The following is a 26331-nucleotide window of genomic DNA, read 5'->3' as shown; positions in this document are numbered from 1 at the left end:
GCATATTTTCTTATCTCTGGTTGTTCGTTCTTATGAGAAAGTAAAAATTATAGTCTCAGAGAAATTTAGTGCGGGTTAGAGGTACTTATTGATATCCACCGGGTCATGTTGAGTATCACTTAGAAATCGCTCCGCGTATTGTTCATGTATTTTGTTTGCCAGTAATAGTTTGAACAGATTTTCATCGAGATGCTGCTCTTTGACCATACACGCTAAGATCTCAATGGCTTCACTCAACGTTTTGGCATGTTTATAGGGTCTGTCAGAAGCGGTTAATGCTTCAAAGACGTCGGCGATCGCTAAAATTCTCGCTTCAAGAGACAGCTCATTGGCTGTTAATTTTTGTGGATATCCGGTGCCATCCAGTTTTTCATGATGGCCTCCGGCAATTTCGGGAACTCGTGAAAGCTCATCTGGAAGAGGTAACGATTCCAGTATTTGGATTGTTGAAATAATGTGCTCGTTAATCCGGTAACGATCTTCGTTGGTCAGAGTACCTTTAGTTATACTCAGATTGTATATTTCTCCGAGGTTAGCCTGATTTTCAGGTATCTCAACTTTGAATTTACTACTGACTCTGTCTTTGGGGGAACGAATCCAGGGGATAATATGTTCCCGGGTATCCATCAATATATGCTCGGTAGCCGGTAACGCTTTGCCTGGTATTGACTCAAGATTTTTAGTTTCTAGAGGTGATAAGCCCAGTCTGTTATCCAGATGCCTTACCCATGTTTGTTGGGCAATCTCTTTAATCCGGACTATTTTCTCTTCATCTGTATAGTCTTTGCCAATATTACATTCTGCTATAAAAGAAAAGTCTTTAGTAATTTGGTCGTGCCGGTTTAATAAAATTTGTTGCAGTTTTTCTTTTGGCTTGCCATCGGCAATGCCTTTCCAGAAATCAATTTCAGCATCACGCCACAAAACCTCAAAACGGGTTCTTATTTCATGAATCCGGTTATATATGGTTTCGAGTTTACTGCCTTTATCAATGATGTGTTCCGGTGTAGTCACTTTCCCGCAATCGTGCAGCCAGGCCGCAATTTTAAACTCACGCCATTGTTCAATGCTTTCCAGTTTAAAATCTTTAAAAGCCGGAAGTGAACTGTCAGATGCCGATCTTGCCAGCATCATTGCAATTTCTGGTACTCTTTCGCAATGTGCTCCGGTAAATGGCGATTTTTCATCGATTTCTTTCGCAATGAGCTGAATAAATGCATCTACCAGTTCCTGCTGTTTTGTTTGATAGTCTTCGATGGATTCTGCCATAGATAAAATTGAATTTGAAAGGTCATTGATCTCCAGAATACGGCTGGGGATACATTCCACCTCTTTGAATCGACGCTCCATTATTTTTTTATTTTCATTGGCTAACAGATTCACAGGCGTTACGATCATTTTAGCGAGAATGAACAGCAGTGGCGTAAGTAATACAAGAAAACCCAGAGTGATCAGTAATGAAATATTAACCTGATGCATATACGGTTTTTGAATAGTCCATGTCGGGATCATGATTGCGACATAGTTATCCGGGCCAATTGCGGAGAGGGTATGATGGACATAAACGGTGTAAGACGTATCCCCAATGACTATCGACTGGCTGATGGTGTCAGCCTTATTTTCCTTGCTTTGAATGGCAAGTTTAGTAAATTCGGGGTTGGGTACGACACCTGACTGTATTGTTCGGTGTAATTTTGTTTGTGATTGATTATAAAACCATTTATTTTTTAATTGTGCCAATTCAGATGCAGATACGGAATGAATACCTTTATTCAGTAAATCTCTCAACTCTTCTCTGCCATCATGAACGAGAAAGCGTAATTGTTGATCTAATGTTCCGACTAAGCTGGGTAGTTTTGTGTTGAACTGTAGTCCTTCCAGAGAATAGCGATCAACAAAAAAGTGAACGGCGGCATTGTTGTCGAATGCCGCGTCTGCTTTACCACTGATAAGTGCTTTTAATGAGCTAAGAGTGTCAGTGGTTTCTAATATTTTTATATCGGGGTAATGTTGTTTAACAAATTTGATGAACGCCCAGCCTGCAGGTATTGCAATGGTTTTACCATTGTTTAATGTTTTCAGTGACGTGATTTGAGTATCTTTTGTGTTGGTGACAAGAACCGGAGAAAGTTCGAGATAGGGATCAGAAAAGAGTCCCCATGATTCTCTTTGTGGTGTTTGAAATAAACTGTGGAGAATATCTAATCGGTTTTGACTGTATAAATCAACAAGCTCATTCCAGTTATAGCCATTACTGTATTCAACTTTCAAACCTAGTTTACCGGCGATGAGATTGAAAAGGTCGATTGAATATCCCTGAGGTTCACCTCCGTAGGAAAAATCATAAGGTGGCCAGTTTTTTTCGCTGGATACTCTTAAGACACCGAGCTCCGTAATGTACTTTTGTTCTTCTTTTGTTAGTGAGATGGTTGAATCCGGTTTGATTTTATCTGATGTTATTTTTTCGAATGAATGAGCGAAGATTTTTCCACTTCTATCAAAAATAATGGTATTTGATTCTTCTAATGAGCGGTGTTGTTGCAGATAGCGGGAAAGCGTTGCCATCGACAGGTCAACGGCGATAACATTATTGCTTAAAGGAATTTTTTTTGCGTAGGTGGTTCCCGGTGTTTGTGTGTTATGAAAGAGGTAAGGGCTGGTTTTAATCGTTTCATCAGCTTGCATCGCCTGTCTGAACCAAGGTCTGACGTTTGCGAAGTAACGGCTTGGTTCGGTTCTTTCATGTGTTTTTATGAATTGCGAATTAAAATACGTAAATTGTCTCAGCCGTCTTTCCGCAGTGCTATAAATATGAACAATCAGCCAACGGTCATCTTCGTCTGCTTTTAATCGTTTTCTTAAGTTCTTACTACTGTTTAAATTAACCAATTCATAGAAATTACCATTTTCATATCCGATATAAATAGCATAAAGGTACGGTTTTTGTCGCATGGCCTGAGCCATGATTTTCGTTATTGGTCTTATTGTCTTAGTTGAATCGGGAAGAGTCATTTCCGGATACTGTGATAGAAGCAGAGCTAAATCACTGCTTTCGGTATCCAATGCATTAATTTTGTCACTAACTCGTTGAGCACTGTTTTTGAATAAAAGGCCGGCGGATTCCTTAGCTAAAGATTGGCTAAAATAAAATTGCAGGGATAACGCAACTGCCACTATCAGTAGCGATAGAAAGATAAATAAGGAGATGACAGTCAGCTTAATGCTGAACTTCATCTGAGACAATTTGTTTACCATAGCCAACCTTTAAAACCGGATTGTATCAATGAGTTTTAAATATGCGTATCTGATGTTGAAGATGTTCTGAGATATTCAGAACTTATAATAGTATTAAATTAACAATAAGATATAGACAACAATTTGCAAGAGATTATTTGTTGTTATGTTTACCTTCCCGATGTTTTATTTCATTACAAATATCCTGATTATTTATTAGATCATTTTATACAGATAAAAGGCTATTTTTGCTTTATTGGAAATAATGTCTTGCTTCAGTGAGGTTTCTTTGACAATGTTGTCAAAAAGGATTGCATATATCGGATGCAGGTGAACTTTATTGATATATACCCTTAATGAACTTCCAGTATATTGATGAATTAAGAGTTTATCCGGTGAGTATTTTAGATAAGGATGTTTCATGTCGATAAGAGACCGCTTTCTGGCTTTAATTATAGTTATGGTCTGGGGAATCAATTTTGTCATCATTAAAGTTGGTCTGGAGGGGATGCCGCCACTATTGTTGGCTGGTTTAAGGTTTGCTCTGGTTGCATTTCCGGCTATCTTTTTTGTTAAACGTCCTCAATTACCCTGGAGATGGTTAATTGCTTATGGGATGACAATCAGCTTTGGACAGTTTGCATTATTGTTTTGGGCACTGAAAGTGGGATTAGCTGCTGGCCTTGCTTCTCTGATCCTTCAGGCTCAGGCATTTATTACTCTGGTTCTGGGTGTTCTGTTACTGAGAGAAAAAATAAGAGTACACAATATATTTGCAATTATGATTGCCGGCATCGGTATCTATATTTTGGCGGTTGCACAAGGACAGGGTACGGCTTCTGTTACATGGTTTACTCTATTATTAATTTTAGGTGCATCGTTTTCATGGGCTACGGGGAATATCGTCAATAAAGTGATAATGAGACATTACCAAATTCCGACGATGTCATTAGTCATATGGAGTGCTCTTGTGCCAACCATCAGTTTTGCTATTGCATCATTTTTTGTCGAAGGTTTGGATGTGATTGTGAATTCATTAATGAATATTCATTGGTATAACGTATTATCTATTGTTTACCTTTCACTTTTAGCGACCATTGTCGGTTATGGTGGATGGAGTTACTTGCTGAGTCGTTATGAGACAGGCCTTGTTGCTCCCCTCTCTTTGTTGGTTCCTGCTTTTGGTTTATTAAGTGCAATGCTTCTTTTGGGGGAGAATCTGGGTTTTTATCAGATAATCGGAGTATTTGTAATCGCATTAGGGTTGGTTATTAATGTTTTCGGTCAGAAATGGATTATCAGGAAAAAAATGAAAATTGAGCTAAATACTGATTTAAAATAGAGGCATTTTGCTTTTAAATTTAAAAGACAATATACCCAGGTATTTAAAAAAACTGGGTATATAAGGAATGGCGTGATTTAGTAAACAGGTAACTTTATATCTTTAAAAATCGCTTCGACACGATTTGAATTACTGTTCATTAATACTTCTTCCATGAGCGTTTTTGTAAGATGCGGAGAAAAGGAACCAAGAAAATCGTACATGTAGTTTTGCAGAATGACATCTTTACTAAAGCATATCCACGCCTGACATGGTTCCAGTAAGTGGTTAATATCAATGTATTTTAATTTCATATGCTCTATGTCTTTGGCTGCAAGCGATGAAATAATACCGATACCAAAGCCGAGCTCAACATAACGTTTGATTACATCGGCATCCATTGCTGTCATGAAGTAATTGAGTGCCAATCCGGCATTACGGAAAGTTTCGTCGATTCTTTCTCGTCCTGAGGCTCCTTGTTCATAAGTCAAAAGCGGATATTGCGAAATATCTTCCAGAGTCGGTTTTTCAATGCTTGCAAGAGGGTGATCTTCCGGTACAACCAGACCCAGGGTCCAAAGATAAGCCGGAAGAATAATTAAGTCTGAATCGGCACCAACATCATGAGCAACAATTGAAAAGTCTGAGTAACCACGGCTGATCCCGCCTTTTGCCTGAGACGGTAACGTTGGATGAAGATTAAAGTTGATTTTAGGATGTCTTTTTGTAAAGACTGAGACACTAGCCGGAAGCAGATAACGAGCAATGGTATGTGTTGTAAAAATGTTGAAAACACCAGTTCCCGGATCGACATGCTCTTTGGCAATAGCCTTGATTTTCTGCTCAAGCCGGAGCATTTTTTCTACTTCCGATAAGATCTTTTCACCGACATCTGTGATGCGTTGCAAATGTTTCCCATGTCGTTCAAAAATACGGACGCCAAGCTCTTTTTCAAGTAACAATACCTGCTTGCTAACTCCTGGCTGAGTAGTAAACAAAGCTTCGGAAGCTGCAGAGACATTTAAGTTATTATCGCTGATTGCCTTTAGATATTTTAGTTGTTGTAGTTTCACGTGCATTCCTCCACGCATACATATTGTTATTACTTATTTGACTTATGCTTAAAAATTAATGTTTTTAATAATAAGTTATATAGTACGAAAGTATCACAGATGAGAGTTTTATGGAATGTTGTGTGACGAAAAATAAATCGTGCTTGGGTATACAAATGAAGGAGACTGTCTAAACTTAGAAAGGGAAAGATAATAATATTTTTGCGTTATGGATTATAATTTAAAAAAATCATTTTTGATAAAAAAAATCGCCATACCTGCAATCTTAGCTTTAGGGATAGTATCACTTTATATTTATGAATTTTCTCCTAAACAAATTACGAATAATATTGCTTTGTCTAATATCAGAATTGCAGCGTCCCATTCGCCATTATCAGCTCCTCTTATTGTTGCTAATCATTTAAATTTATTCAAAAAAAATGGTCTTAATGTCATTCTTGCGCCGTGTTTTGGTGGTATTGACTGTTCCGATAGGTTGTTTAACGCTGAAGCTGATTTTTCGACAGCGTCTGAATCGGTCGTAATGTTTAACAGTTTCAAACGTGATGACTTTTCAATATTGGCAACTTTTGTTGATTCTGATAATGATCTTAAACTGCTGACGACAAGTAAGCGAGGTATAAAAAAAGTTGCGGATTTGATAGGGAAAAAGGTGGGGGTGGTAAAGGCCAGTGCAAGTGAATTTTATTTATATTCGATATTACTCATCAACGGTGTTTCACCGGGAAAGGTTGAACAAGTATATCTTGAGCCGGAGAATTTACCTGAAAAATTGTATACAGGTGAGGTTGATGCTATATCAGTATGGGAACCATACGGGTATCTAATGTCATTACAACCGGATTCTAAAATTGTTAATTTAGGAAGTCAGGGGGTTTATCATTTAACTTTTAATCTGCTCTCAATGAAGTCATACTTACATTCAAATCAGCAAAACATCCAACATATTTTAATGTCTCTAGATGAAGCTATTGAATGGATAAATCACAACCCACGAAAAGCAATGACTATTATTGCAAGAGCGTTAGATATTAATTATGGACAATTAAACTGGACCTGGAATGATTATCGGTTCCGGCTTTCAATAAATAATTCATTATTATCAAATCTTCAGTTACAGGCTCGTTGGGCTAAAAATTCCGATTTGGTTAAAGGAGCGGTACCCGATTATCGTTCGTTTATGGCAACCGCTATCGTTGAACGTTATTTTCGGGAGAGGTGAATAAATGAGCCGTTATTATGTTTTTAATTCATTATCTCGAAAGCTATTAGGCTTGATTATTGCGACAAGTATTTTATTTGTGTTTGTTGTCAGTTCATTTACCAGCTTGATGCATGAACATAAAAAAATGCAGGATGAAGTAAATAATTTACTTCAAATACAAGCTTCTATTAATTTTTTGCGAAGTCAGTTGTGGACTTTTTTACAGTATTCTGATGAAAAAAGCTTTGAGCAGGTCGAAGCTGCTCAACACATCCTTCAGAATTTGTTAGAAAATACTGGCAATCGTCAGTCGACATATAACAGTATCAAACGAATGAATGCCAGTCTGGATTCTCTTCTGCATCAGGAAAAAAATAAATGGCATTCAGCTTCGGGCCGGACTAATGATGAAGGGTTGGAAATTCTGCATGCCAGATATAACATGATAATTCAAAATATGACAGAGGAGATATTATACTTAGTTAAAGAAAACATTAAAGATAATCAGAAAAATCATTCGGAAGTAGTTTATTCGGTTGGCATTAAACTGATAATATTTGCATTTATTATCGTTTTTGTGAATTTAATAATTTATAAGCGTTTTCAAAAAGGAGCGAAAGTACTCAAATATGCTTTTTTTAATTTATCCAGAGCAAATTTTAAAGATGCAATAAATACGAATGTCGACCTTGATGAAGAGTTTGTTTCATTAATTACGATTTGTGATCGTATGAGGGAGTCTTTAAATAAAATTACCATTAAAAAAGACGAACTGGAGCAGGAAGTTGAAAAGAAAACCATTGTGTTATCTCGTCAAAAAGAAGAGCTGTCCTATCTGGCCAGTCATGATTATTTGTCTGGATTGTTGAATCGCCGTGTTCTGGAGCAAAAGGTAAATGATTCAATTGGTCTGGCAAAGATAAATGGTGAAGAATTTGCTCTTCTTTTTGTTGATATTGATGATTTTAAATTCATCAATGATACCTACGGGCATGATGCTGGTGATGAAGTGATTAAAGTAGTGTCTGGTCGATTGAGTGATCAGCTTAGAGCATCTGATTTTGCAGGCAGAATCGGTGGCGATGAATTTGTCGTTTGTTTGAATCTTAAAGAACTGGACGGTACGCTTGACGAAAAAATTCTTAGTATGAAAGTAATTCTGCACCATGAAATTTTGTTCAAAGACACGTTAATTAATGCAAAAGTGAGTATAGGGTCAGCGATTTTTCCATCGGACTCAGATAATCTGGAGGACTTATTACGAATAGCGGATAAAAATATGTATGGCGAAAAGAAGTTGATTAAAGAAAGCAAAGAAAGCGCCACAGAATAGAAATTTACTTAGTTCAGTTTGCTATTTGTCAAATTTGTAACGAAATCTGGTTCGCCTAAATAAAACCCTTGATGCATATCAATATCAAGATCAGACATTGCCAGATATTGTTCGTTTGTCTCAATTCCCTCAATCACAGTAAGTGCGCCTTTTGCTCTGGCAAAGGTTAACGATTGAATTAAAGGTTCTTCATCGCCATCCATATAGGCAGTTAACAATGAACGATCAAGTTTAATTATATCTGGCGAAAGGATATTGACACGTTCGTAGTTGGACGCTCTTGAGCCAAAGTCGTCAACTGCGATTGAAAATCCACTGTTTGAAAGGTTTTGGGTCGATGAAAAAAGGAGTTGATGATTATCATACTCAATTTCCATTATTTCAAATACAATCGAATGTTTATTAATATTTAATGATTTCAACCAATCTGACAATAAATGATTATTAATAGTTGCATTTTCGATTAAGTGACTGGAATTAGGTAAAATATTTAAGAATAGCTTTAAATTTCCATATGGAGATATTGAATAATTATGGATATGAAGCAATAGACTTAAGTGCTCAACGTTATTTTTATCTTCGTCACTAAAATGCATCGAATGAAAAAAATGCTCAGGACTTATCACGGTTTTGAATTGGTTTTGGATTCTGACTAAAGCTTCCACACCAATGATTTTTCTTCGTCGATCAAATATGGGTTGAAAAGCACTACGTAGGGCCAGTTGCTTATATTGAGCAACATATTCACCACTTTCTTCATGGCGATAAACTAATTCTTTTATTGTAGAACTATTGTCAATTCCCATAGGTAACGCTTATTCTCCGACAAAAAAGAAGGAGTATCTTATTAATCACTTTGATAGTATTGACGTTTTCCTGACAATGTCAATATATTGTTAGAATATTTTTCATTTTGATATTAATTTATCTGGGATAGTTTAAATATTGAAAGAAAATTGATCGGAATTTACACACATAACGTGATGAATTATATAAAACCATATGATTATTAGTTAGTTACCAGTATTACCTAATTCATCTATTTTTAACAAAATTGCATAATAATAGATATGAAAGAACCAGTGATTAATTAATCATGGTTATAAAATGATCTATTTAAGACCACTGAAGTACAGCATATAGGTGTAAATATTTTTTGAAGCTGCAATTATCTTTGCTACGGAGTAAAGGGTGGGCATATTTTATAAAACAGGGTGAGGCCTGAAAATAATCGTCAAGAAATTGTGTCATTTGAGAATCGCACTCATTTAAGGTGATTCCCTGAGCTAAATATTCTTCAATGTGGTCGGGTAACATTCCCATCCACCAGTGTAATAAGTTCCTGCTTTGTGTCTGCCGGTTTATCCAATGGTCGGATGCCAGTAATAAGAGATCGTTGGGTTGAATAGCAAATCCATATTCTTCTCGCCATTGAATTATTTTTTTGAATATTTGGTCCCGGTAGTTTTTTCCTGCGTTAACGAAATGGTGACTGATTATCCAAACGGTGCCAATATCAGACGAAACCCGGAAGTGAGCATGTTTTTCATTATTTTTATTTAGTTCTATTGGCTGGAAATCACACGGATGACCAAATTCCACCAGAGTTCTGGCCAAACGGCGGGATAAGGCTAATCCCAGATGATGCTCAGTCATTCCCTGGTTATGTATTGCGGGGTAGTGTTTTTCACATAACAGTCTGAAGTCAGCCTGAAACTCATTAACACTCTGTATTAATACATCCAGCAACAAAGCCAGCACTCCTGTCAGTTTTTTCCGGATGGGACCAAATAAGGCAAGAATTTGATTATGGGTGATAGGTTAGATATTTGTAAATATTAAAATGCAAAAAGTTGGGTTTGCAAGCAATAAATTATGTAATTCTCTGATACTGATAAAAAAACGCCGGATGTAATCCGGCATTTTCAGGTTAATCAATAAAGGATTAGTGTTTCTGAGATTCAGGTTGTCCTTTATCTTTATAAGGAAGGCTGAAAACAAACCAGTTTGACATACCAACTAAAATTGCACCGCCAACAATATTGCCTAATGTAACCGGAATCAGGTTTTTAACAATAAAGTTAGCAACGGTAAGGTCTGCATAGTGACTGGCGTCAACTCCAACTGCTGTCCAGAACGTTTCCGGAGCAAATGCGTGAATAGTGATACCCAGCGGAATCATAAACATGTTGGCCACGCAGTGCTCGAAACCGGTTGAAACGAAAAGAGCGACCGGAAGGATGGTCATAAATGCTTTTGTGAATGCATTATGTGAGCTGAAAGTCAGCCATACTGCCAGACAAACCAACAGGTTACATAAAATGCCTAATGCAAAGGCCTGAATAAAAGTATGGTGAAGTTTATGCTGTGCAATATTCAGAGCATTTAAGCCCCATTGTCCATGCCCGGTTTCGTAAAGACCTGCGGCACTGACAAGAAGAAGAAGTAACATCGCACCAAGGAAATTACCGATATAGACTTTTCCCCAGATACCAAACATTTTTGAAGTACTGATTTCTTTATTTGCCCAGGCTAAAATACTCAGTACTGAGCTGGTGAATAATTCACCGCCACAAATAACAACCAGTATTAACCCCAAACTAAACGCGAGCCCGCCGGCGAGTTTAGACATGCCCCATGCCACTCCGGCAGCTGAAGAACCGGTTGTAACAGTGGTATAGAATACAAATGCCAGACCAATAAATAATCCGGCCATAGCACCCAGTCCCAGAATTGTGCCTGTTGACTTTTTCGTTTTACCACTTGCATATTTTTCGGCTTCTACCATCATTTCATGTGGTGTGAAGAAGTCTGTGTTGTTCCCCATCCGTATTCTCCAAAAAAATAAAAAATGTCAAAAATGTGTGCTACGGCACATAAGTGCGCGTAGATTACCGAATTTATGACGGTTAGATAAATCTGTAATTTTGAATTTATATATCAAAAATATTGATACTAAGAAATTACTAAGTAGTATAATACACCTATGTAACTTATATATTTGTTATTTAACGAAGGTATAACGTTGAAATTTTCCTTAAAACAACTTGCAGTGTTTGAGGCGGTATGTGAGACAGGAAGTGTGAGCCAGGCAGCCGATAAACTGTCTTTAACACAATCCGCGACAAGTATGTCACTCGCTCAGCTGGAAAAAATACTTGGCAGGCCATTATTCGAAAGGCATGGGAAAAGGATGTCTTTAACATACTGGGGAATGTGGTTACAGCCCAGAGTTAAACGGCTCCTTCAGGATGCAAGACATATTGAGTCTGGCTTTATGGATCAGCAAGTTATGAGCGGACTCTTGAGAGTCTCTGCCAGCCAGACTCCGGCAGAATATTTGATGCCGGAACTGATCTCATTTCTTAATCAGACATATCCTGAATTACGGCTTGATTTTTCAGTTTACAGTACTCATAACGTCATCAGTGAGTTACTGAATTATCAGTGTGACCTTGGTATTATTGAGGGGCGGTGTGATGACCAGCGATTGATGCAGCAGGAGTGGTGTAAAGACCGCCTTGTGATTGTTTGTTCCGCAGAGCATCCTTATGCCGGCAATCCGGAAATCAGTTTATCAATGCTCGAAAATTCATCCTGGGTTTTAAGGGAACAAGGTTCCGGGACTCGTGCAGTATTCGATAGCGCAATATTTTCTCATATCAGACATCTGAATGTCTGGCGGGAATACGATTTTGTCCCTGTGATAAAAAGTTTGGTTATTAATAGTGAGTGCCTTTCTTGTCTTCCTTATCTTGAGGTCAAAAAATCAGTGGATACCGGACAACTGGCGATTTTGAACACACCAGAGCTTAACATTGAAAGGACATTATCTTTTGTCTGGAGAGTGGACAGCAAAGATAATCCGCTTATTGAATGCGTAAGAAGGGAGGGGATTAATATGATGCAGGGACGGTCACTGATTAATTAATGGAAAACTAGGTGTTTCCGTTTGCCATGGTGACAACGCGTTTTAGCGTCCATCTGAGTAACAGAGGAATCCTTTCTATTCCACCTCTTTCACAATGAGAGACAATGGCCAGCGCTAAATCGGGTTTAGTGTGTTTTTTCAGAACTTTGGCAACCACTTTTTTGGGTGGAATCTGATGATTAACTGGTATCTTGACCATTTCCCGGAAAAATTCTTCAAAACCATGAGAATATAGGAAATGTTCGATATCCCGATCTGGTAATTCAGTAAGACGGTGGCGTTCCTGTTCATCTTTTAGGAGTGATCTGACGGTTGCTGCATACTTTTTCCCGGCTGAATCACCATCGGTGACCACATGCCAGTCGATTCCAAATGCTTTTGCTACTTTGATTAAAGACTTCAGCCCGGATTGCGCGAATTCCAAAATTTGTACGCCTTCTGCCATCAGATTATACCCACACTGGCGGGCTAGTTCACTAAATAACCATACTTCGGTTTCGCCTTCAACAAGAAGCCAGCAACGGGCGAAAAGGGCACTCGAACGGTGGAAACGAATATGAAACCCAACTTTTCTCAGTTCATCTTTAGATAAACTATTGCCAGGCATCGATAGTGAAATGGTCTTTCCGGAAGCACGGATAAGCCTGCGTATCGAATGAAGGGGAACAGAACTCAGTAAGTCGCCACTGTTGGTGGTCAGAATTTTTTGCATTGGCAACAGAGCAAACAGATTCCAGGCTCTGGCCAGATGGGTAGGGTGAAGCCGTCCTTCCGGATCTTCGATAATTAGGATTGGGCGGGCGCAGCGGCGTAATTCATTTGGTCCTTTTGCCTGTAGATAAGCATTAAGAAGACCCATAAATAAAAGACGGGTCTGCTTGTTGTTTGTTTCCGTAATAAACTCACTAAAGCTTTTTTCTGTGGAAGGGCTGGCGTAAACGATACTGTCTCTGTCAATTCTGGGATTGCTACGGTGATGGCTTTTGAATGAAAAATAGTGGTCAACCAGTGCATTCATTGCATTCAGGCTGCTTTTCATTTCTTTTTTATTCACGTGTCCCGGAATTTCAAGCAACCGTCGACAGGTATTGTTTATCCGTTTTTCAACATTTGGGTGATATTTTTTCTTATTCTGGACATCAAAAGGCCGGTCAAAGTGTCGTGAATCTTTCAACCGTATAACTGGATGAAGACTCATGAGTTCCTGAGCAAACCGATCCGATGCAGATAATACAAGCCGTTTGCCATTTAAATCCAAAAAGCTGTATTTCGTTGTAATATCATAATTTTTTCTTTCACTGCTGATTCGGTAAATGATCCGGTATTGGCCGTTTTCGTCTTTACGCCATAGGGGTTTTAATTTTCGGTAACGCCCTGCTTTCAGTTCTTTTGAATTATTGGCGATAAAGCTGAGAATGATTTGAATACTTTGAGTTTGTGGTTGTGATATTGAATAATCGACATGAAAATCTTCGAGTGAAAATTGGTAAGGCTGCCCGTCAGCCGGTAGGGAAATAGATAAGGCGTCAAGTAATGATGATTTCCCCCATGTATTCTCGCCTATCATGGTGGTGAGTTCGTCAAATGCTAATGACAGGCGTCGAATTCCCCGAAATCCGGATATTTCCACTCTATCAAGCCGCATATGCGCTCCTTTTGTACCTCTCTATTTATGTTCCGATTATCTGTGACTACAAATGGAATTTCCAGAAGGTTATTTTAAATTCATGAGGTTGCGCTTAAATAACTCTGTGAAGAGCGTTGTATTTTTTCATTTTACCAGGTGGATTGATGGCTTTTTGAATTTGGCACCAGATGTCAATAGGATATAAAATATGACACATTAAATGTTAAACCTGTGAGATTAGGGTATACTATTTTTTGTTTCATTTTCCTGTCATATTTCTCTCGATAAAATGATGTAAGTTTGGTCTTCTGGTCGGTTTATGATTAATAATCCTCTTCAACTTTCTATTGCACATCTCAATGATACTCACTCCTATCTTGAACCGTTGTCTCTGCCTCTTTCTATGGCTATCGGGGGAAAAACAGTGACACCTTATGTTAGTGCCGGTGGTGTGGCCCGAATCAAGACAAAGGCCGATGAATACCGGGAAATTGCAAAGCATAAAAAACGGGACTTTCTGTTTTTGCATGCCGGAGATTGTTTCCAGGGAACACTATTCTTTTCACTGTTTAAAGGCAGAGCGAATGCCCATTTTCTTAACGAGTTAGGTATTGACGCTATGACAGTGGGTAACCATGAGCTTGATATTGGGAACGAAATTTTTGCTCAGTTTTCAAAACAGGTTAATTTCCCTATTTTGGCCGGTAACTGGGATTTGTCGTCAGAAAGTCAGAGTAAATCTCCTCGTCTGTCAGATAATGAAAAGGTTTTTAGCTACGACGCGGATAAACAGATTGCTAATTGCCTGATTAAAGAATTTCAGAGTGAAAAATTGGCAATCATGGGGCTATCCATCGACCGGATGGCTGATATCGCCAGCCCCGATGCGGATACACCTTTTGTTTCAGCGGTAGAAACAGCGCAGAGGACAGTTTCTCACCTGCATGGTATGGGTATTAATAAGATTATATTACTCAGTCACCTTGGCTATGAGGCAGATAAAGAACTGGCTGCTGAGGTTGATGGCATCAGTTTGATTGTCGGAGGACATAGCCATGTTTTGCAAGGTGATTACTCTCTTTTGGGGCTGAAAAAAGAAGATGATTACGGTATTAAAGTGAATGATACGTTTATCGTTCAGTCGGGATTTTATGGCCAGGCAATCGGTCATTGTGAAATTGATTTTGCAGCAGATGGCACGGTAACTTCTTTTGAAGGAAGTAATCAGTTGCTTCTTGGCCGGCGTTTATTTATTGATGCTGACAGAGAAGAAGAATCACAGTCAGAACTGTATAATACTATTTGTGATGTTATTGATAATCATCCATTGATTTCTGTGTGCAGAAAAGATGCCCGTATGCAGGAAATTTTGACTGAAAATTATCAGTCCAAAGTTAACAATCTGAAAAAAGAAAAAGTGGCTAGTCTCTCTCAGAAACTTCGTCATGTCAGAATTCCCGATGAATATGGCGCCAGCGAGGTTGCCCCTTTAGTTGCTAAATCTTTTTATATGAGTATGAGAAAAAGAGGCTTTCCGGTTCAGTTTTCAATTCATAATGCGGGTGGAGTCCGTTGTTCGTTACAGCCTGGTGGAATTACAGCGGCGGACATAGCCGGTAAACTTTTGCCGTTTGCCATTCCAATCGGTGTTTATTTTCTTAGCGGACGGTCTTTATATCAAACAATTGAAGGCGCAATAAATAATGCATTGAGCAATGGGGTCGACGGAACCGGCTCAGGAAGTTACCCCTATACCTATGGATTACGTTATGAGTATAACTCTGAATTACCAGCCGGTAAGAGAGTCGTGTTGTTGCAGCTGAATGTGGATAATGACTGGATATCTATCGATAAAACAAAAGTATACTGTGGTACTTCATCCAGCTATACCATGAAAGGGAAAGAAGGTTATGATGCAATTATCAGTACTGTTGCTCCTTCTTATCTTTCTGATGTCACGATGGCAGATGCTTTTATTGAAAGCTTGCGTAGCGATCGGTATTTTCTGAATATTTCTGACAGTAGTTACTCGAAAATATTAACTCGTTAAAATTGGTTTAATTATTGCATGGTGTGTTATGTCACTCATTAACAATGGGAGCAAAACCATGTGGCGCAGAGATTGGTTAGATACATTGGTTGTTATAGGCTGGATTGGGGTTTGGTCTTTAATGGTTTATTTTCTGCCATATATTTCGAATTAGTAGTGATTGATTTGTCAGTGATAAGTGAATAATTTGTCATTTATGGAATTATTGTTTGCATATTTGTTGGTGTATATGCAATTAGTAGTAAGTTTACAAGATATAAATTAAGAGTAACATTCAAGCCCTTTCTAATTATAAGGGTTTGATACTCATGTTTGCAGTGGTTGATGCATATAAACAAGGGTTGCTGGCTCCTAAGCAATGGAGCCGGAATATTGTTTCTGGATTAGTGGTAGGCGTTGTTGCCCTGCCTCTGGCAATGGCCTTTGCTATTGCATCCGGAGTGGCTCCGGAACAGGGAATTTATACTTCAATTATTGCCGGTGTTTGTGTCTCTCTCTTTGGTGGTTCCCGAATTCAGGTCGCGGGTCCTACAGGGGCGTTTATTGTAATTCTCTCGGGAATCGTTCAGCAACATGGTATTTCAGGCTTACAGATTGCGACTGTATTGGCTGGTATCATCTTGATTGCACTTGGCCTTAGTAAGATGGGAAGCATCATTCGTTATATTCCGGATCCCGTTATTATTGGCTTTACGAGTGGAATCGGCGTCATTATCTGGGTTGGTCAGTGGCGTGAGTTTTTTGGTCTTAATGTTGAGGTTAAAGGCCATTTCCATGAAAAAATCTATCAGCTATTGTCTGCTTTTCCTTCATTACACTGGCCAACGTTTGCTGTCGGTATTATTTCGTTAATTTTGGTATTGTTGCCTAACTATATTAACCGTCTGGCAAAAATTCCCGGACCTCTAATTGCTCTTGTTATTATGACAACAACAGAGTGTCTGATGCCAATGGAAGGAGTCAGAACCATTGGTTCTGCATTCGGAGGTATTCCACGGTCATTACCGAACTTTTCGGTTCCGGATTTTTCGTTGTCTAATGTGATTACGTTGATTGGTCCTGCTTTTGCTATTGCAATGCTGGGAGCGATCGAATCGTTACTTTCTGCTGTTGTTGCCGATGGTATGGCAGATACCCGCCATAACTCGAATCAGGAACTAGTCGGTCAGGGGATCGCAAATATGATTGCTCCATTCTTTGGTGGTATTGCTGCTACCGGAGCGATTGCACGAACCGCGACTAATGTCCGAAATGGCGCGACAAGCCCGCTATCCGGTGTTGTTCATTCACTCACTCTTGTGGTGATTTTATTAGCACTGGCACCTTTGGCATCTTCTATCCCTCTGGCGACATTGAGTGCGGTTTTGTTTGTTGTTGCATGGAATATGAGTGAAGTAAAACATTTCGTTAAAGTCGTGAAAAGGGCCCCCAGGGCGGATGTGGTTATTTTGCTGGTGACCTTTTTGCTGACCGTTTTTGCTGATTTAGTGGTTGCTGTAAACATTGGTGTCATTGTTGCGATTTTGCAATTTGTCAGAAGAATGGCGAGTAGTGTTGAGGTTAAGGCGGATGATAGTCAGGATTTGGATAATGAGCTTTCTAAGCTTGGATATGAAGAGCTGCCCGGTGATGTTGTCGTTTACGCACTTGATGGCCCTGTATTTTTTGCTGCGGTTGAGTCTTTTGAACAAACGATGCGTCAAATTCAGGAATTTCCGAGAGTGATTATATTACGCCTGAAATGGGTTCCCTTTATTGACATCACCGGTCTTCAGTCTTTGGAAGAAATCATTACGAATTTTCAGCGCCGTGGTATTAAAGTCGTGGTTTCCGGCCCGAATAATCTGGTTGAAACGAAACTGGAAAGAGCAAAAATTGTCGATTTATTAGGAGACAAAGGCGTATATAAAGAGTTTGGTCAGGCGTTGTCTGAAAATATAGCAGTTCAGAACTGATTTCTCTGGAAAGCTCACCTTTAGGTTATGACTGAGATACATGCACCGGTAGATGAATTTACCGGTGCATTTTTTATGGAGACAGATCTGGAGTAAAGCAATTTAGGAATAAATTTCTTATATATGTTGAATCGGACCATATTGCAGTATAAATTATCTTTATATTTGTGTTATTTTGGATAATTTACATGGTTAAGCTTGATAAAGTCGATATATCGATACTCAGTCAGTTGCAAAGTAATGCGGACATAACAAATGCAGAACTTTCAAAGCGGGTGAATCTATCACCAACACCGTGTTTTAACCGTGTTAAAAGGCTGGAAGAGCTGGGAATACTAAACGGAAAAGTGGCATTAGTGTCGGCGGGCATGCTTGGATTAAATGTGAATGTGTTTATTCATATTAGTCTTGAAAAGCAGGATGAAGAAGCTCTGAAGTGTTTTGAAGGCGCAATTGCTGACAGGCCGGAAGTGATGGAGTGCTATTTGATGTCGGGAGAAGAAGATTATTTACTCAGGGTTTTGGTTCCTGATATACAATCTCTGGAGAAATTTATTCTGACTCACTTAGCCAAAATTCATGGTATCTCTAATATTCGTTCCAGTTTTGCTTTAAAACAGGTTCGGTATAAAACTTCGCTTCCTTTACCCGAAACCGGACTAACCATAGTTGATTAGATAGATAGTCTTGCATGTAATTGCAGGCTGGCATTTCTGCCTGCCTGTAATTAATAGAGTACTTATCCAGCGCGTGAATACACTGATGCTTTGATGAACTGCTCCGGTGTCGGTGTTATACCGGTATAAAGCTTAAATTGCTCTAATGCTTGAATCGCAAAGACTTCACTGCCCATTATTGTGATTTTTTTGTTTTCCAGTGATGCTTTTATTAAAGGGGTATGGGACGGTAAGGCCACAACATCGAAGATAATATTCGCTGACTCAATTTGGTTACCTGTAAATGAAAGATCGTTTTCGTATTCTGTTCCCTGCATCCCGACAGGAGTGGCATTGATTAACATCTGGACTGGCTGATCTTTCAAAGATGAGATCCAGTCAAACTGAGATGTTTCTGCCAGTTTCTTCCCTTTGTCTTCATTTCGGGCAACGATAAGTCCATTTTTAAATCCCAGATCTCTTAATGCGCAGGCGACGGCTTTAGCCATTCCTCCGCTTCCTTTCAATGCGAAAGTTGTTTCGGGAGCAATATTATTTTTTTTAATGAGTTGATAGATGGCCATATAATCGGTGTTATAAGCGGTCAGGTAACCATTTGTATTGACGATAGTATTGACGGAGTCGATGGCTCTGGCTGATTCTGTAATTTCATCAATATACGGAATGCAACTTTCTTTGAAGGGCATTGAGACGCCACACCCACGAATACCAAGTGCCCGCATCCCTTTTACCGCTGCTTCAATATCGTTAGTAGTAAAGGCTTTGTAGATAAAATTAAGACCTAGATCTTTATATAGAAAATTATGAAAACGCGTACCAAAATTACTTGGATTTCCTGCGAGGGAAATGCATAACGTTGTATCTTTATTTATCGGTAATTCCATATTGTTGTCCCTATAGAAAAATACCATAACCTGAAAAACGGTCAGTTGGGTATAGGTGGTTATCCTATCAATCGATCACGGAATTGCACATGAACTTTTTATTGTTTTAGTTAAATCGTAATAATGAACTATTGAAAGCTGGTGTATCTCTGTCTGATTTACAGTCGATGTGCTTTTTGAATGGAATTGGATCAAATTACTAAGAGAAATTTTCTGGTTTCGCTTTTTTAATTGTTGAGAAAAAGATTATTATGTCTTCTTTAGTGTTATTTAGAAGATTGATTATCATGGATTTAAAACAGTGTATTGGCTTAGGCGTTGCAGGTAATTTTGCTAAGCATTTAGAGCAGGCCGGAGAAATGAAAGATTTTGTTAATGTTCAGGCAAAAGAAGGGGCTCCCAAAGGTATTTTCCCGTTCTATTTGCCAAAGTCAGACTCTTTTCTGAATGTATTTCCGTTGTCAGGAAAACAACAGGTTGCTTCTGGTACGATTAATCCGCAACTGGAACCCGAAGTTGCACTGTACTGCGAACTTGAATATAAGAACAAGCAGGTTGTTGGCATTCATCCGCGTAAATTCGCGGCATTTAATGATTGTACTGTACGAAAAGATGGTGCGACAAAAATATCCCAGAAAAAAAACTGGGGTGAATGCAGTAAAGGGGTAAGTGATATCTGGATTGATTTAGATAAATTTAGTCTGGGTGGAACGCTGGACGATTACAAACTGGCATCATTTGCTAAACGTGATGGTGTTTTACATCCTTATGGTGTTGATACCGAAGTGCTGGGTTACAGTTATTTTTATGAAATCTTGATTGATTGGTTAATTGACAAGATGAACAATCAGGAAGATACCGGGCCATTGGAGAACATTTCAGCGTTGTTGTCTGAAAATGGCTATCCTGAGTTTGCCGTTATTTCTGTTGGTGCTACGGCTTATGAACCTTTTGGTGAACAGAACTATCTGGAAAGTGGTGATGAGATCTTTGTAGCTGTCTATCCGAAGGAAATTGAAAATATTGCCGAATGGATAGAAAAGGGTGAGTGTCCTGCGAATGCATCTATACTAAAACAATCGGTTGTATAATTATTTATTCATGAGTTAAAAGCCGGGTTATCCCCGGCTTTTATTTTTACATAAGGCTGAGTGAAATGTCACAATACAAAGAGTACAAAGTGGTTCATGTTGTTGAAGGAGGATGTGGCACTCTATTGTTTGGAGCCAGTGGATTGCCATTGCAGCGTTTGGAAGCGGAGTTAAACAAGTATGCTCAGGATGGGTGGCAGGTTGTTTTTCAGGTGATAGAACAAAAACGGTTTATGTTATTTTGGACGCGGGAAGCTGTAATTTTGACATTGGGGCGGTAATGTTAAAGCATGTTTCATTAAGGATGATTTCCTGGTACCAAAGTAATGGTGGTTCTGAATTTTTTTTCAATATTGAGTGTAATTACGAACCAAGTTGTTCTGAGTATACCCGTCAGTGCATATTAAAGTATGGTGTTATTAAAGGATGGATGATGGGGTGCCAGCGTATTAAACGTTGTAGTCATACGGATTTGGTTGAAAAAATAGTGGATGATGTTCCGTGAAAGAGTATTTTGAGGCAACTGAAAGTATCGAGGTAAAAGAGGAAATGCTTCGTCTTGCAGTATCTGAACTTTCAGATGAAAAAAGGCACCTTTATTACCAACATATCTCTGATGAGATAAAAGATCCTGATACGTATGCGGTATTAACATGGTCATTGATTGGTGGCTTTCACCATCTGTATCTGAAAAAATATCCTCAGTTTATAGTCGAGTTTACAGTGTTAATTATCTGCATTATTGCTTTGGTTTTTGGGGTTGATTTGGCATTGTGGGGGATTGTGACTCTTGCTGTTTATGAATTGCCGCAGTTGTTTTTTTCACAAAAGATAGCAAGGTTATATAATCTCAGAGTATCGGAGCGAGTCTACGATTCTTTGAAAAACACTCATTTATGAATTGCAATCCGGGAGATTCCTTTTATGCTAACGAGCAGCATATAGATACTGGTTGTAATCAGGATGATAAAAAATAATCCAAAAATACCATATTGCGAGGAAATAAACTTTTGAGCAATTAAAGGTCCGAATATCGATCCGGCACTGCATGTCAGTAACATCTGTTGGGATGCGCCTACCATATCGTTTTCTGAAAAATCGGAACTCCCCAGATTTATCGATATTGGGTAGAGGGCAAATACAGCCATTCCCAGTAAAAACATACCAATAAAAAGATAGTTAAGATATTGCTCTGAAAGAGCGATACTCATTGCTCCCAGCAAAGAAAAAAAACTGATCAGTAGTGTTCCCCCCACTTTTTTAGACAAAATGCTAATAACTGGTTGAACGGTAATTGCACCTATTATGATGACGGCCATCATAAGACCTATTTGTTTTTGACTCATACCCATTGTCTGAAGCTGAAAGGGCATTACACCATATACGGAACCTAATAAAATACCTGATATAAAACAGCCGGTAAGGGCTGGTGTTTTTACCCAATGATGGAAGCTCGTTATTGTTGGGATAGATGAGGAAACGAAATGTGTTTCTGATTTATAATCAGGAAGTATGACAAGAGTAATTGCTGCAAGAATGAGAGCAATAGCTGATAAAGTAAAAGGTGTGTTTCCTGCTGCCCCGAATACGGATAATGCTAATTGGCCCAGAGTGGTTCCGGCGTACAGCGCGCACATATAAATACTCAGGCGTTTTCTTTTCCTATCATCTGAGCCTTTTAATAACCATGACTCAATAGTGACAAAAATACCGCCTACCAGAAAACCGCATATTGCGCGGTCAAGTAGCCAGAAGTATTGGTTAGTAAAGACAGGCAGAAGCAACAAAATGAAAGACAAACAGAGTTGCAACGTGATGAAACTGGTTTTATGACCGAGTCGGAGAATTAAAATGTTGCTCGATAGTGTCCCGCTTATCATTCCGGTATAGAAGATGGCAGTTAACCAACCAGTAAAAAGAGAGGCAGACAGGACACCTTCAGGGATAATTAAAGGAAGTACGCTTGTGGAGTAACCGGTAGCAATCGCATAGCTAAATATAGCAATAACGGGTGAGGGAATGGTGTTTGTTAATCTGTGTACGGCGGAAGTTGTCACTGCTATTTACCTGAGTAAAAAGATAAAAATATAAAGACTGTGCGAATATTGAACTAATTGAGTATTAGGTAAAGTGAAGAATTTTAACCTTTACGACAAAGAAAATTTATCGAAGACGATGATGTTGTTTCTGTCCGTTTTAACTGAAATATGGCGGAATTAAATACTGGCAGATGGGAAGATATTATTTGGAATCACTGATTTTTCTGGTAAGTCAATTTTTACACACGGAATAAATATCTTTGAAATCAGCATGTTGCTATGAGGTTAATGCTTTGTTTCTCAAACATACATTTTAAACGCTATCCGGGTATATAATTTAATCGTAAGTTATTTTGAGAAATAATAATATATTCAACAATAGGTAGGATTAACAATAATCAGATGTATATTAAATTGATTTTAAATTCTCTAATAGTGAATAATAAATCATTAACTAATATTTTTGTAAGTAACATAATAAGAACAAAAATATAACATCAATTGAAAAAGTGACGAAAAATATAATTATTAGCCGCAAATATGAATGACAATTTTATTATTTAAATATGACTAATTTGGTGCATCAAGTTAAGTGAAAATGAAGAAATATCGTTAAAAATGACAAAAATGCACCATTATGATTATTTTTGTGACATTTTGGTGCGATTGTTTTTATGTTTTGTGCATAGCTGTCCGGACTTGTTGTGTCTCTCATTTTAATTAAATTTGGTTTTAATTGAATTAAATTTCATTAAAATAGCACCATCACGAATAAATACTCAGCATAATAGTAACTTTATTTAGTAGTGATATTTATTAATATAATTGGCACAATTCGTGCTGTATGTTACACCATCGTTAATACGAGAAGAGATTAAAATGAAAAAAACACTTTTGTCTTTACTTATCGCGGGAATGTCATTTTCATCGATTAGTTATGCAGCGGATAACATTCGTCTTGGGGTTGAACCTGGCTATGCGCCATTTGAAATTAAAAAACCTGATGGTACTTTAGCGGGTTTTGATATCGACCTTGGTAAGGAAATTTGTAAACGAATTGAAGCTCAGTGTACTTGGGTTGAAAGCGATTTTGATGGACTGATTCCATCACTAAAAGCTAAGAAAATTGACGCTATTCTGTCATCTATGTCGATCACTCCGGCTCGTCAGAAAGAGATTGCGTTTTCAGATAAGTTATATGGCACTCCCGCTCGTTTAGTGACCGGTAAATCTGTTTCTCTTGAACCAACACCGGCTTCTCTTGCCGGAAAACGGGTTGGTGTTTTCCAGGGTACAACCGCAGAAACATATGCAAAAGAAATGTGGGCACCAAAAGGGGTTGATGTTGTCACTTATCAAAACCAGGGACTTATCTATGCAGATCTGGTTAACGGTCGTCTGGATGCTGCTTTTCAGGATGCGGTTGCAGCAAGCGATGGTTTCCTAAACCGTCCTATTGGTAAATCTTTCCATTTCAGTGGTCCTGAAGTCAATGATGAAAAATACTTTGGTGTTGGCGCCGGTATAGGTATGCGTAAGGAAGACGTAGCACTTAAAGAAAAAGTGAATGCAGCTTTGAAATCCATGCTGGAAGATGGCACTTACGACAAGATTGCTAAGAAATACTTCGATTTTGATATTTACGGTAAGTAACACACACTTTACTGACTGGCAGGGAGCCTTTCCCTGCCTGAATTAACAAGGACTGTTAATATGCTTTATGGTTATGGTGACCTGATCCTTCAGGGCGCCTGGATGACAATAAAACTGGCTATATTCAGCGGACTGCTAGCTGTTATTCTGGGGCTGCTTGGCGCGCTGGCTAAACTCTTTGGTTCAACCGTTTCGACTTCTTTGGCTACGCTATATTCCACCCTGATTAGGGGAATTCCGGATCTTGTATTAATGATGCTTATCTTTTATGGATTGCAGATTGCGTTGAACAACCTGACGGAATCGTTGAATTGGACGCAATTAAATATTGATCCTTTTGTCGCCGGAATTCTTACGATAGGTTTTATTTACGGCGCGTATCTGACAGAAACATTCAGAGGGGCGTTTCTGGCCGTTGCAAAAGGACAGATGGAAGCCGGCAGGGCTTATGGAATGACACCCTGGCAGATTTTTGTCTACGTTCTGTTTCCTCAGATGATGCGCCATGCTCTGCCAGGGATTGAAAACAACTGGCTGGTTATTCTCAAATCTACTGCTTTGGTTTCCATTATCGGATTGGCTGACGTGGTTAAAGCAACGCAAATGGCCGGAAAAGGCACTTATCAGTTTTTTATGTTTACGATTGTTGCTGCCGCGATTTACCTGTTGTTTACCACGATCTCAAATGTTGTTTTTATCTGGTTGCATAAACGTTACCGGTTTGAACGGGGAGTCGTTTAACGATGTTTGATGTATTTTTAGAGTATGGGAAACAATATCTGTGGAGTGATGGATATCATTTCACCGGTTTGGCTGTTACTTTGTGGCTGTTAGTTATTTCGGTATGTATTGGATTTATTGTTTCAATACCTTTGGCAGTTTTACGGGTATCTGACAAAAAAAAATATGCATTACCTGTATGGCTGTTTTCATATGTGTTCAGAGGTACGCCACTTTATGTTCAGCTCTTAGTTTTTTATACCGGTGTATACACACTGGAATTTGTCCGGTCAACGGAGTTTCTGAACTGGTTTTTCAGAAGCGGGTATTACTGCACGTTACTGGCTTTAGTGTTAAATACCTGCGCATATACGACAGAAATTTTTGCCGGTGCCATTCGTGAAACGGATAAAGGTGAAATTGAAGCGGCCCGGGCTTATGGATTTTCCGACTGGTCACTGTATTTTACGGTGATTATTCCTTCTGCATTGCGAAGGGCAATGCCAGCATACAGTAATGAAGTAATTCTTATGCTGCATGCAACCTCGCTGGCATTTACCGCAACAGTTCCTGATATTTTAAAAGTTGCCAGAGATGTGAATTCAGCGACGTATCAGTCTTTTACTGCTTTCGGTATTGCTGCAATTCTATATTTGTTCATTTCATTTTTATTGGTTGGATTGTTCAGAATGGCAGAAAAAAAATGGCTGAAGCACCTTCAGCCGCTTGATAACTCTCACCAGCCTGCGTAGGAAATCCTTTGTTATGGAAAATACCAAGTTAGCAGTCAAAGAACTGCATAAAAAATATGGAAATCATGAAGTCATCAAAGGTGTCTCTTTGCAGGCTAAAGCTGGTGACGTAATTAGTATCATAGGCTCATCAGGTTCAGGTAAAAGTACGTTCTTACGATGCCTGAACTTTCTTGAAAAACCCTGTGAAGGTGATATTTATGTCAATGGGAAAATCATTAAGATGGTGCGGGAACCCAGTGGGGAACTGAAGGTTTTCGATTCACGGCAGTTGCAGTTGTTAAGGACAAAACTGACGATGGTATTTCAGCATTTCAATCTGTGGAGTCATATGACAGCTTTAGAGAATGTCATGATGGCTCCGGTGAAAGTGTTGGGACTGGATAAAAATGAGGCCAGGAAACGGGCGCAGATTTATCTTAAGAAAGTGGGTATCGATGATTCGGCTAGTCAACGTTATCCGTCTCAGTTGTCCGGAGGTCAACAGCAACGAGTTTCCATTGCCAGAGCCCTGGCTATGGAACCGGAGGTTCTGCTATTTGATGAACCGACGTCGGCTCTGGATCCGGAACTGGTCGGTGAAGTGCTGAAGATTATGCAAAAGTTGGCGGAAGAAGGAAAAACGATGATTGTCGTGACTCACGAAATGGAGTTTGCCAGACACGTATCCAATCATGTTATTTTCCTTCATCAGGGCGTCATTGAAGAGCAGGGGCATCCGGATGTCGTTCTGGAAAATCCCAAAAGTGAACGATTAAAGCAGTTTCTCTCAGGGGCTTTAAAATAG

Annotated in this window: 22 protein-coding genes and 1 pseudogene; 15 read left to right on the top strand and 8 right to left on the bottom strand. The window is 38.9% G+C overall.

The window, feature by feature from the left end:
- Positions 1 to 75 precede the first annotated feature (75 nt).
- Positions 76 to 3255, bottom strand: a complete 3180-nt coding sequence (locus tag LRQ06_RS18705; RefSeq protein ID WP_232768559.1) for an HD domain-containing phosphohydrolase — start codon at positions 3253 to 3255, stop codon at positions 76 to 78.
- Between the two features lie 400 nt (positions 3256 to 3655).
- Between LRQ06_RS18705 and LRQ06_RS18700 the strand changes: the two genes are divergently transcribed.
- The gene (locus tag LRQ06_RS18700) at positions 3656 to 4576 is read left to right on the top strand and encodes an EamA family transporter (protein WP_232768558.1); all 921 of its coding nucleotides are present in this window, start codon (positions 3656 to 3658) and stop codon (positions 4574 to 4576) included.
- A gap of 77 nt (positions 4577 to 4653) precedes the next feature.
- Here the strand turns inward: LRQ06_RS18700 and LRQ06_RS18695 are convergent, their stop codons facing one another.
- Complete coding sequence (locus LRQ06_RS18695) at positions 4654 to 5634, bottom strand: LysR substrate-binding domain-containing protein (RefSeq protein WP_232768557.1); 981 nt, start codon at positions 5632 to 5634, stop codon at positions 4654 to 4656.
- Between the two features lie 202 nt (positions 5635 to 5836).
- On the opposite strand from LRQ06_RS18695, the gene LRQ06_RS18690 reads away from it, so the two are divergent.
- Both LRQ06_RS18690 and LRQ06_RS18685 read left to right on the top strand, forming a co-directional pair.
- Positions 5837 to 6850 (top strand): ABC transporter substrate-binding protein, encoded by a 1014-nt coding sequence (locus tag LRQ06_RS18690; protein ID WP_232768556.1) that lies wholly within the window; start codon positions 5837 to 5839, stop codon positions 6848 to 6850.
- Between the two features lie 4 nt (positions 6851 to 6854).
- Positions 6855 to 8165: a GGDEF domain-containing protein gene (locus tag LRQ06_RS18685; protein WP_232768555.1), complete on the top strand. Its 1311-nt coding sequence runs from the start codon at positions 6855 to 6857 to the stop codon at positions 8163 to 8165.
- 8 nt (positions 8166 to 8173) lie between these two features.
- Here LRQ06_RS18685 and LRQ06_RS18680 read toward each other — a convergent pair whose 3' ends face one another.
- From LRQ06_RS18680 to focA, 3 genes and pseudogenes are all read right to left on the bottom strand, one after another.
- A complete protein-coding gene (locus LRQ06_RS18680) occupies positions 8174 to 8971 on the bottom strand; it encodes an EAL domain-containing protein (protein ID WP_232768554.1) in 798 nt (265 codons plus the stop codon).
- A gap of 310 nt (positions 8972 to 9281) precedes the next feature.
- Entirely contained in the window at positions 9282 to 9917 is a 636-nt protein-coding gene (locus tag LRQ06_RS18675) for a hypothetical protein (protein WP_232768553.1), read from the bottom strand.
- Between the two features lie 232 nt (positions 9918 to 10149).
- Positions 10150 to 10992, bottom strand: a pseudogene (gene focA / locus LRQ06_RS18670) (formate transporter FocA); the annotation flags it as partial.
- A gap of 198 nt (positions 10993 to 11190) precedes the next feature.
- Between focA and LRQ06_RS18665 the strand changes: the two are divergent.
- Positions 11191 to 12096 carry a LysR substrate-binding domain-containing protein gene (locus LRQ06_RS18665; protein ID WP_232768552.1) on the top strand — a complete coding sequence of 302 codons (906 nt, stop codon included), beginning with the start codon at positions 11191 to 11193 and terminating at the stop codon, positions 12094 to 12096.
- A gap of 7 nt (positions 12097 to 12103) precedes the next feature.
- On the opposite strand, the gene LRQ06_RS18660 is transcribed toward LRQ06_RS18665, so the two are convergent.
- Positions 12104 to 13741, bottom strand: coding sequence for an ATP-dependent endonuclease (locus LRQ06_RS18660; protein WP_232768551.1), 1638 nt, complete (start codon positions 13739 to 13741; stop codon positions 12104 to 12106).
- Positions 13742 to 14042: 301 nt separating this feature from the next.
- Between LRQ06_RS18660 and LRQ06_RS18655 the strand changes: the two genes are divergently transcribed.
- The 3 genes from LRQ06_RS18655 (at position 14043) to LRQ06_RS18645 (ending at position 18405) form a co-directional block, all read left to right on the top strand.
- Positions 14043 to 15773, top strand: coding sequence for a bifunctional metallophosphatase/5'-nucleotidase (locus LRQ06_RS18655; RefSeq protein ID WP_232768550.1), 1731 nt, complete (start codon positions 14043 to 14045; stop codon positions 15771 to 15773).
- A gap of 308 nt (positions 15774 to 16081) precedes the next feature.
- A complete protein-coding gene (locus LRQ06_RS18650; RefSeq protein WP_232768549.1) occupies positions 16082 to 17728 on the top strand; it encodes a SulP family inorganic anion transporter in 1647 nt (548 codons plus the stop codon).
- Positions 17729 to 17916: 188 nt separating this feature from the next.
- Positions 17917 to 18405 (top strand): Lrp/AsnC family transcriptional regulator, encoded by a 489-nt coding sequence (locus tag LRQ06_RS18645; protein ID WP_232768548.1) that lies wholly within the window; start codon positions 17917 to 17919, stop codon positions 18403 to 18405.
- Positions 18406 to 18467: 62 nt separating this feature from the next.
- Here LRQ06_RS18645 and LRQ06_RS18640 read toward each other — a convergent pair whose 3' ends face one another.
- The gene (locus tag LRQ06_RS18640) at positions 18468 to 19289 is read right to left on the bottom strand and encodes a shikimate 5-dehydrogenase (protein WP_232768547.1); all 822 of its coding nucleotides are present in this window, start codon (positions 19287 to 19289) and stop codon (positions 18468 to 18470) included.
- 287 nt (positions 19290 to 19576) lie between these two features.
- Between LRQ06_RS18640 and LRQ06_RS18635 the strand changes: the two genes are divergently transcribed.
- The 4 genes from LRQ06_RS18635 to LRQ06_RS18620 all read left to right on the top strand — a co-directional run bounded on the left by LRQ06_RS18635 (position 19577) and on the right by LRQ06_RS18620 (position 21280).
- Positions 19577 to 20380, top strand: a complete 804-nt coding sequence (locus tag LRQ06_RS18635) for a DUF5718 family protein (protein WP_232768546.1) — start codon at positions 19577 to 19579, stop codon at positions 20378 to 20380.
- Positions 20381 to 20445: 65 nt separating this feature from the next.
- The gene (locus LRQ06_RS18630; protein WP_232768545.1) at positions 20446 to 20661 is read left to right on the top strand and encodes a DUF4177 domain-containing protein; all 216 of its coding nucleotides are present in this window, start codon (positions 20446 to 20448) and stop codon (positions 20659 to 20661) included.
- The gene (gene yidD / locus LRQ06_RS18625) at positions 20661 to 20885 is read left to right on the top strand and encodes a membrane protein insertion efficiency factor YidD (RefSeq protein ID WP_232768544.1); all 225 of its coding nucleotides are present in this window, start codon (positions 20661 to 20663) and stop codon (positions 20883 to 20885) included. The genes LRQ06_RS18630 and yidD overlap by 1 nt, the downstream gene beginning before the upstream one ends.
- Entirely contained in the window at positions 20882 to 21280 is a 399-nt protein-coding gene (locus LRQ06_RS18620) for a hypothetical protein (protein WP_232768543.1), read from the top strand. The genes yidD and LRQ06_RS18620 overlap by 4 nt, the downstream gene beginning before the upstream one ends.
- On the opposite strand, the gene LRQ06_RS18615 is transcribed toward LRQ06_RS18620, so the two are convergent.
- Positions 21271 to 22437, bottom strand: coding sequence for an MFS transporter (locus LRQ06_RS18615; RefSeq protein ID WP_232768542.1), 1167 nt, complete (start codon positions 22435 to 22437; stop codon positions 21271 to 21273). The genes LRQ06_RS18620 and LRQ06_RS18615 overlap by 10 nt on opposite strands.
- 861 nt (positions 22438 to 23298) lie before the next feature.
- Between LRQ06_RS18615 and LRQ06_RS18610 the strand changes: the two genes are divergently transcribed.
- Genes LRQ06_RS18610 through hisP form a run of 4 tightly spaced genes read left to right on the top strand, consistent with a single transcriptional unit; the run spans position 23299 to position 26331 of the window.
- On the top strand, positions 23299 to 24072 hold the full coding sequence (locus LRQ06_RS18610; protein WP_232768541.1) for an ABC transporter substrate-binding protein: 774 nt from the start codon (positions 23299 to 23301) through the stop codon (positions 24070 to 24072).
- Positions 24073 to 24132: 60 nt separating this feature from the next.
- Positions 24133 to 24813 (top strand): ABC transporter permease, encoded by a 681-nt coding sequence (locus LRQ06_RS18605; RefSeq protein ID WP_232768540.1) that lies wholly within the window; start codon positions 24133 to 24135, stop codon positions 24811 to 24813.
- A 2-nt stretch (positions 24814 to 24815) separates the two neighbouring features.
- A complete protein-coding gene (locus tag LRQ06_RS18600) occupies positions 24816 to 25544 on the top strand; it encodes an ABC transporter permease (RefSeq protein WP_232768539.1) in 729 nt (242 codons plus the stop codon).
- Positions 25545 to 25557: 13 nt separating this feature from the next.
- Entirely contained in the window at positions 25558 to 26331 is a 774-nt protein-coding gene (gene hisP / locus LRQ06_RS18595) for a histidine ABC transporter ATP-binding protein HisP (RefSeq protein ID WP_232768538.1), read from the top strand.

Origin of the sequence: Vibrio salinus (assembly GCF_021272385.1) — a bacterium.
In the GTDB taxonomy this organism is placed as follows: domain Bacteria; phylum Pseudomonadota; class Gammaproteobacteria; order Enterobacterales; family Vibrionaceae; genus Vibrio; species Vibrio salinus.
The sequence above is the reverse complement of the archived record's forward strand: the minus strand, read 5'-3'. Positions and strand labels throughout refer to the sequence as shown.

Excerpts from the sequence above, each read along its gene's own strand:
- LRQ06_RS18705 (WP_232768559.1), bottom strand. The coding sequence starts at position 3,255 with ATGGTAAACAAATTGTCTCAGATGAAGTTCAGCATTAAGCTGACTGTC.
- LRQ06_RS18700 (WP_232768558.1), top strand. The coding sequence starts at position 3,656 with ATGTCGATAAGAGACCGCTTTCTGGCTTTAATTATAGTTATGGTCTGG.
- LRQ06_RS18695 (WP_232768557.1), bottom strand. The coding sequence starts at position 5,634 with ATGCACGTGAAACTACAACAACTAAAATATCTAAAGGCAATCAGCGAT.
- LRQ06_RS18690 (WP_232768556.1), top strand. The coding sequence starts at position 5,837 with ATGGATTATAATTTAAAAAAATCATTTTTGATAAAAAAAATCGCCATA.
- LRQ06_RS18685 (WP_232768555.1), top strand. The coding sequence starts at position 6,855 with ATGAGCCGTTATTATGTTTTTAATTCATTATCTCGAAAGCTATTAGGC.
- LRQ06_RS18680 (WP_232768554.1), bottom strand. The coding sequence starts at position 8,971 with ATGGGAATTGACAATAGTTCTACAATAAAAGAATTAGTTTATCGCCAT.
- LRQ06_RS18660 (WP_232768551.1), bottom strand. The coding sequence starts at position 13,741 with ATGCGGCTTGATAGAGTGGAAATATCCGGATTTCGGGGAATTCGACGC.
- LRQ06_RS18655 (WP_232768550.1), top strand. The coding sequence starts at position 14,043 with ATGATTAATAATCCTCTTCAACTTTCTATTGCACATCTCAATGATACT.
- LRQ06_RS18650 (WP_232768549.1), top strand. The coding sequence starts at position 16,082 with ATGTTTGCAGTGGTTGATGCATATAAACAAGGGTTGCTGGCTCCTAAG.
- LRQ06_RS18645 (WP_232768548.1), top strand. The coding sequence starts at position 17,917 with ATGGTTAAGCTTGATAAAGTCGATATATCGATACTCAGTCAGTTGCAA.
- LRQ06_RS18640 (WP_232768547.1), bottom strand. The coding sequence starts at position 19,289 with ATGGAATTACCGATAAATAAAGATACAACGTTATGCATTTCCCTCGCA.
- LRQ06_RS18635 (WP_232768546.1), top strand. The coding sequence starts at position 19,577 with ATGGATTTAAAACAGTGTATTGGCTTAGGCGTTGCAGGTAATTTTGCT.
- LRQ06_RS18630 (WP_232768545.1), top strand. The coding sequence starts at position 20,446 with ATGTCACAATACAAAGAGTACAAAGTGGTTCATGTTGTTGAAGGAGGA.
- yidD (WP_232768544.1), top strand. The coding sequence starts at position 20,661 with ATGTTAAAGCATGTTTCATTAAGGATGATTTCCTGGTACCAAAGTAAT.
- LRQ06_RS18610 (WP_232768541.1), top strand. The coding sequence starts at position 23,299 with ATGAAAAAAACACTTTTGTCTTTACTTATCGCGGGAATGTCATTTTCA.
- LRQ06_RS18605 (WP_232768540.1), top strand. The coding sequence starts at position 24,133 with ATGCTTTATGGTTATGGTGACCTGATCCTTCAGGGCGCCTGGATGACA.
- LRQ06_RS18600 (WP_232768539.1), top strand. The coding sequence starts at position 24,816 with ATGTTTGATGTATTTTTAGAGTATGGGAAACAATATCTGTGGAGTGAT.
- hisP (WP_232768538.1), top strand. The coding sequence starts at position 25,558 with ATGGAAAATACCAAGTTAGCAGTCAAAGAACTGCATAAAAAATATGGA.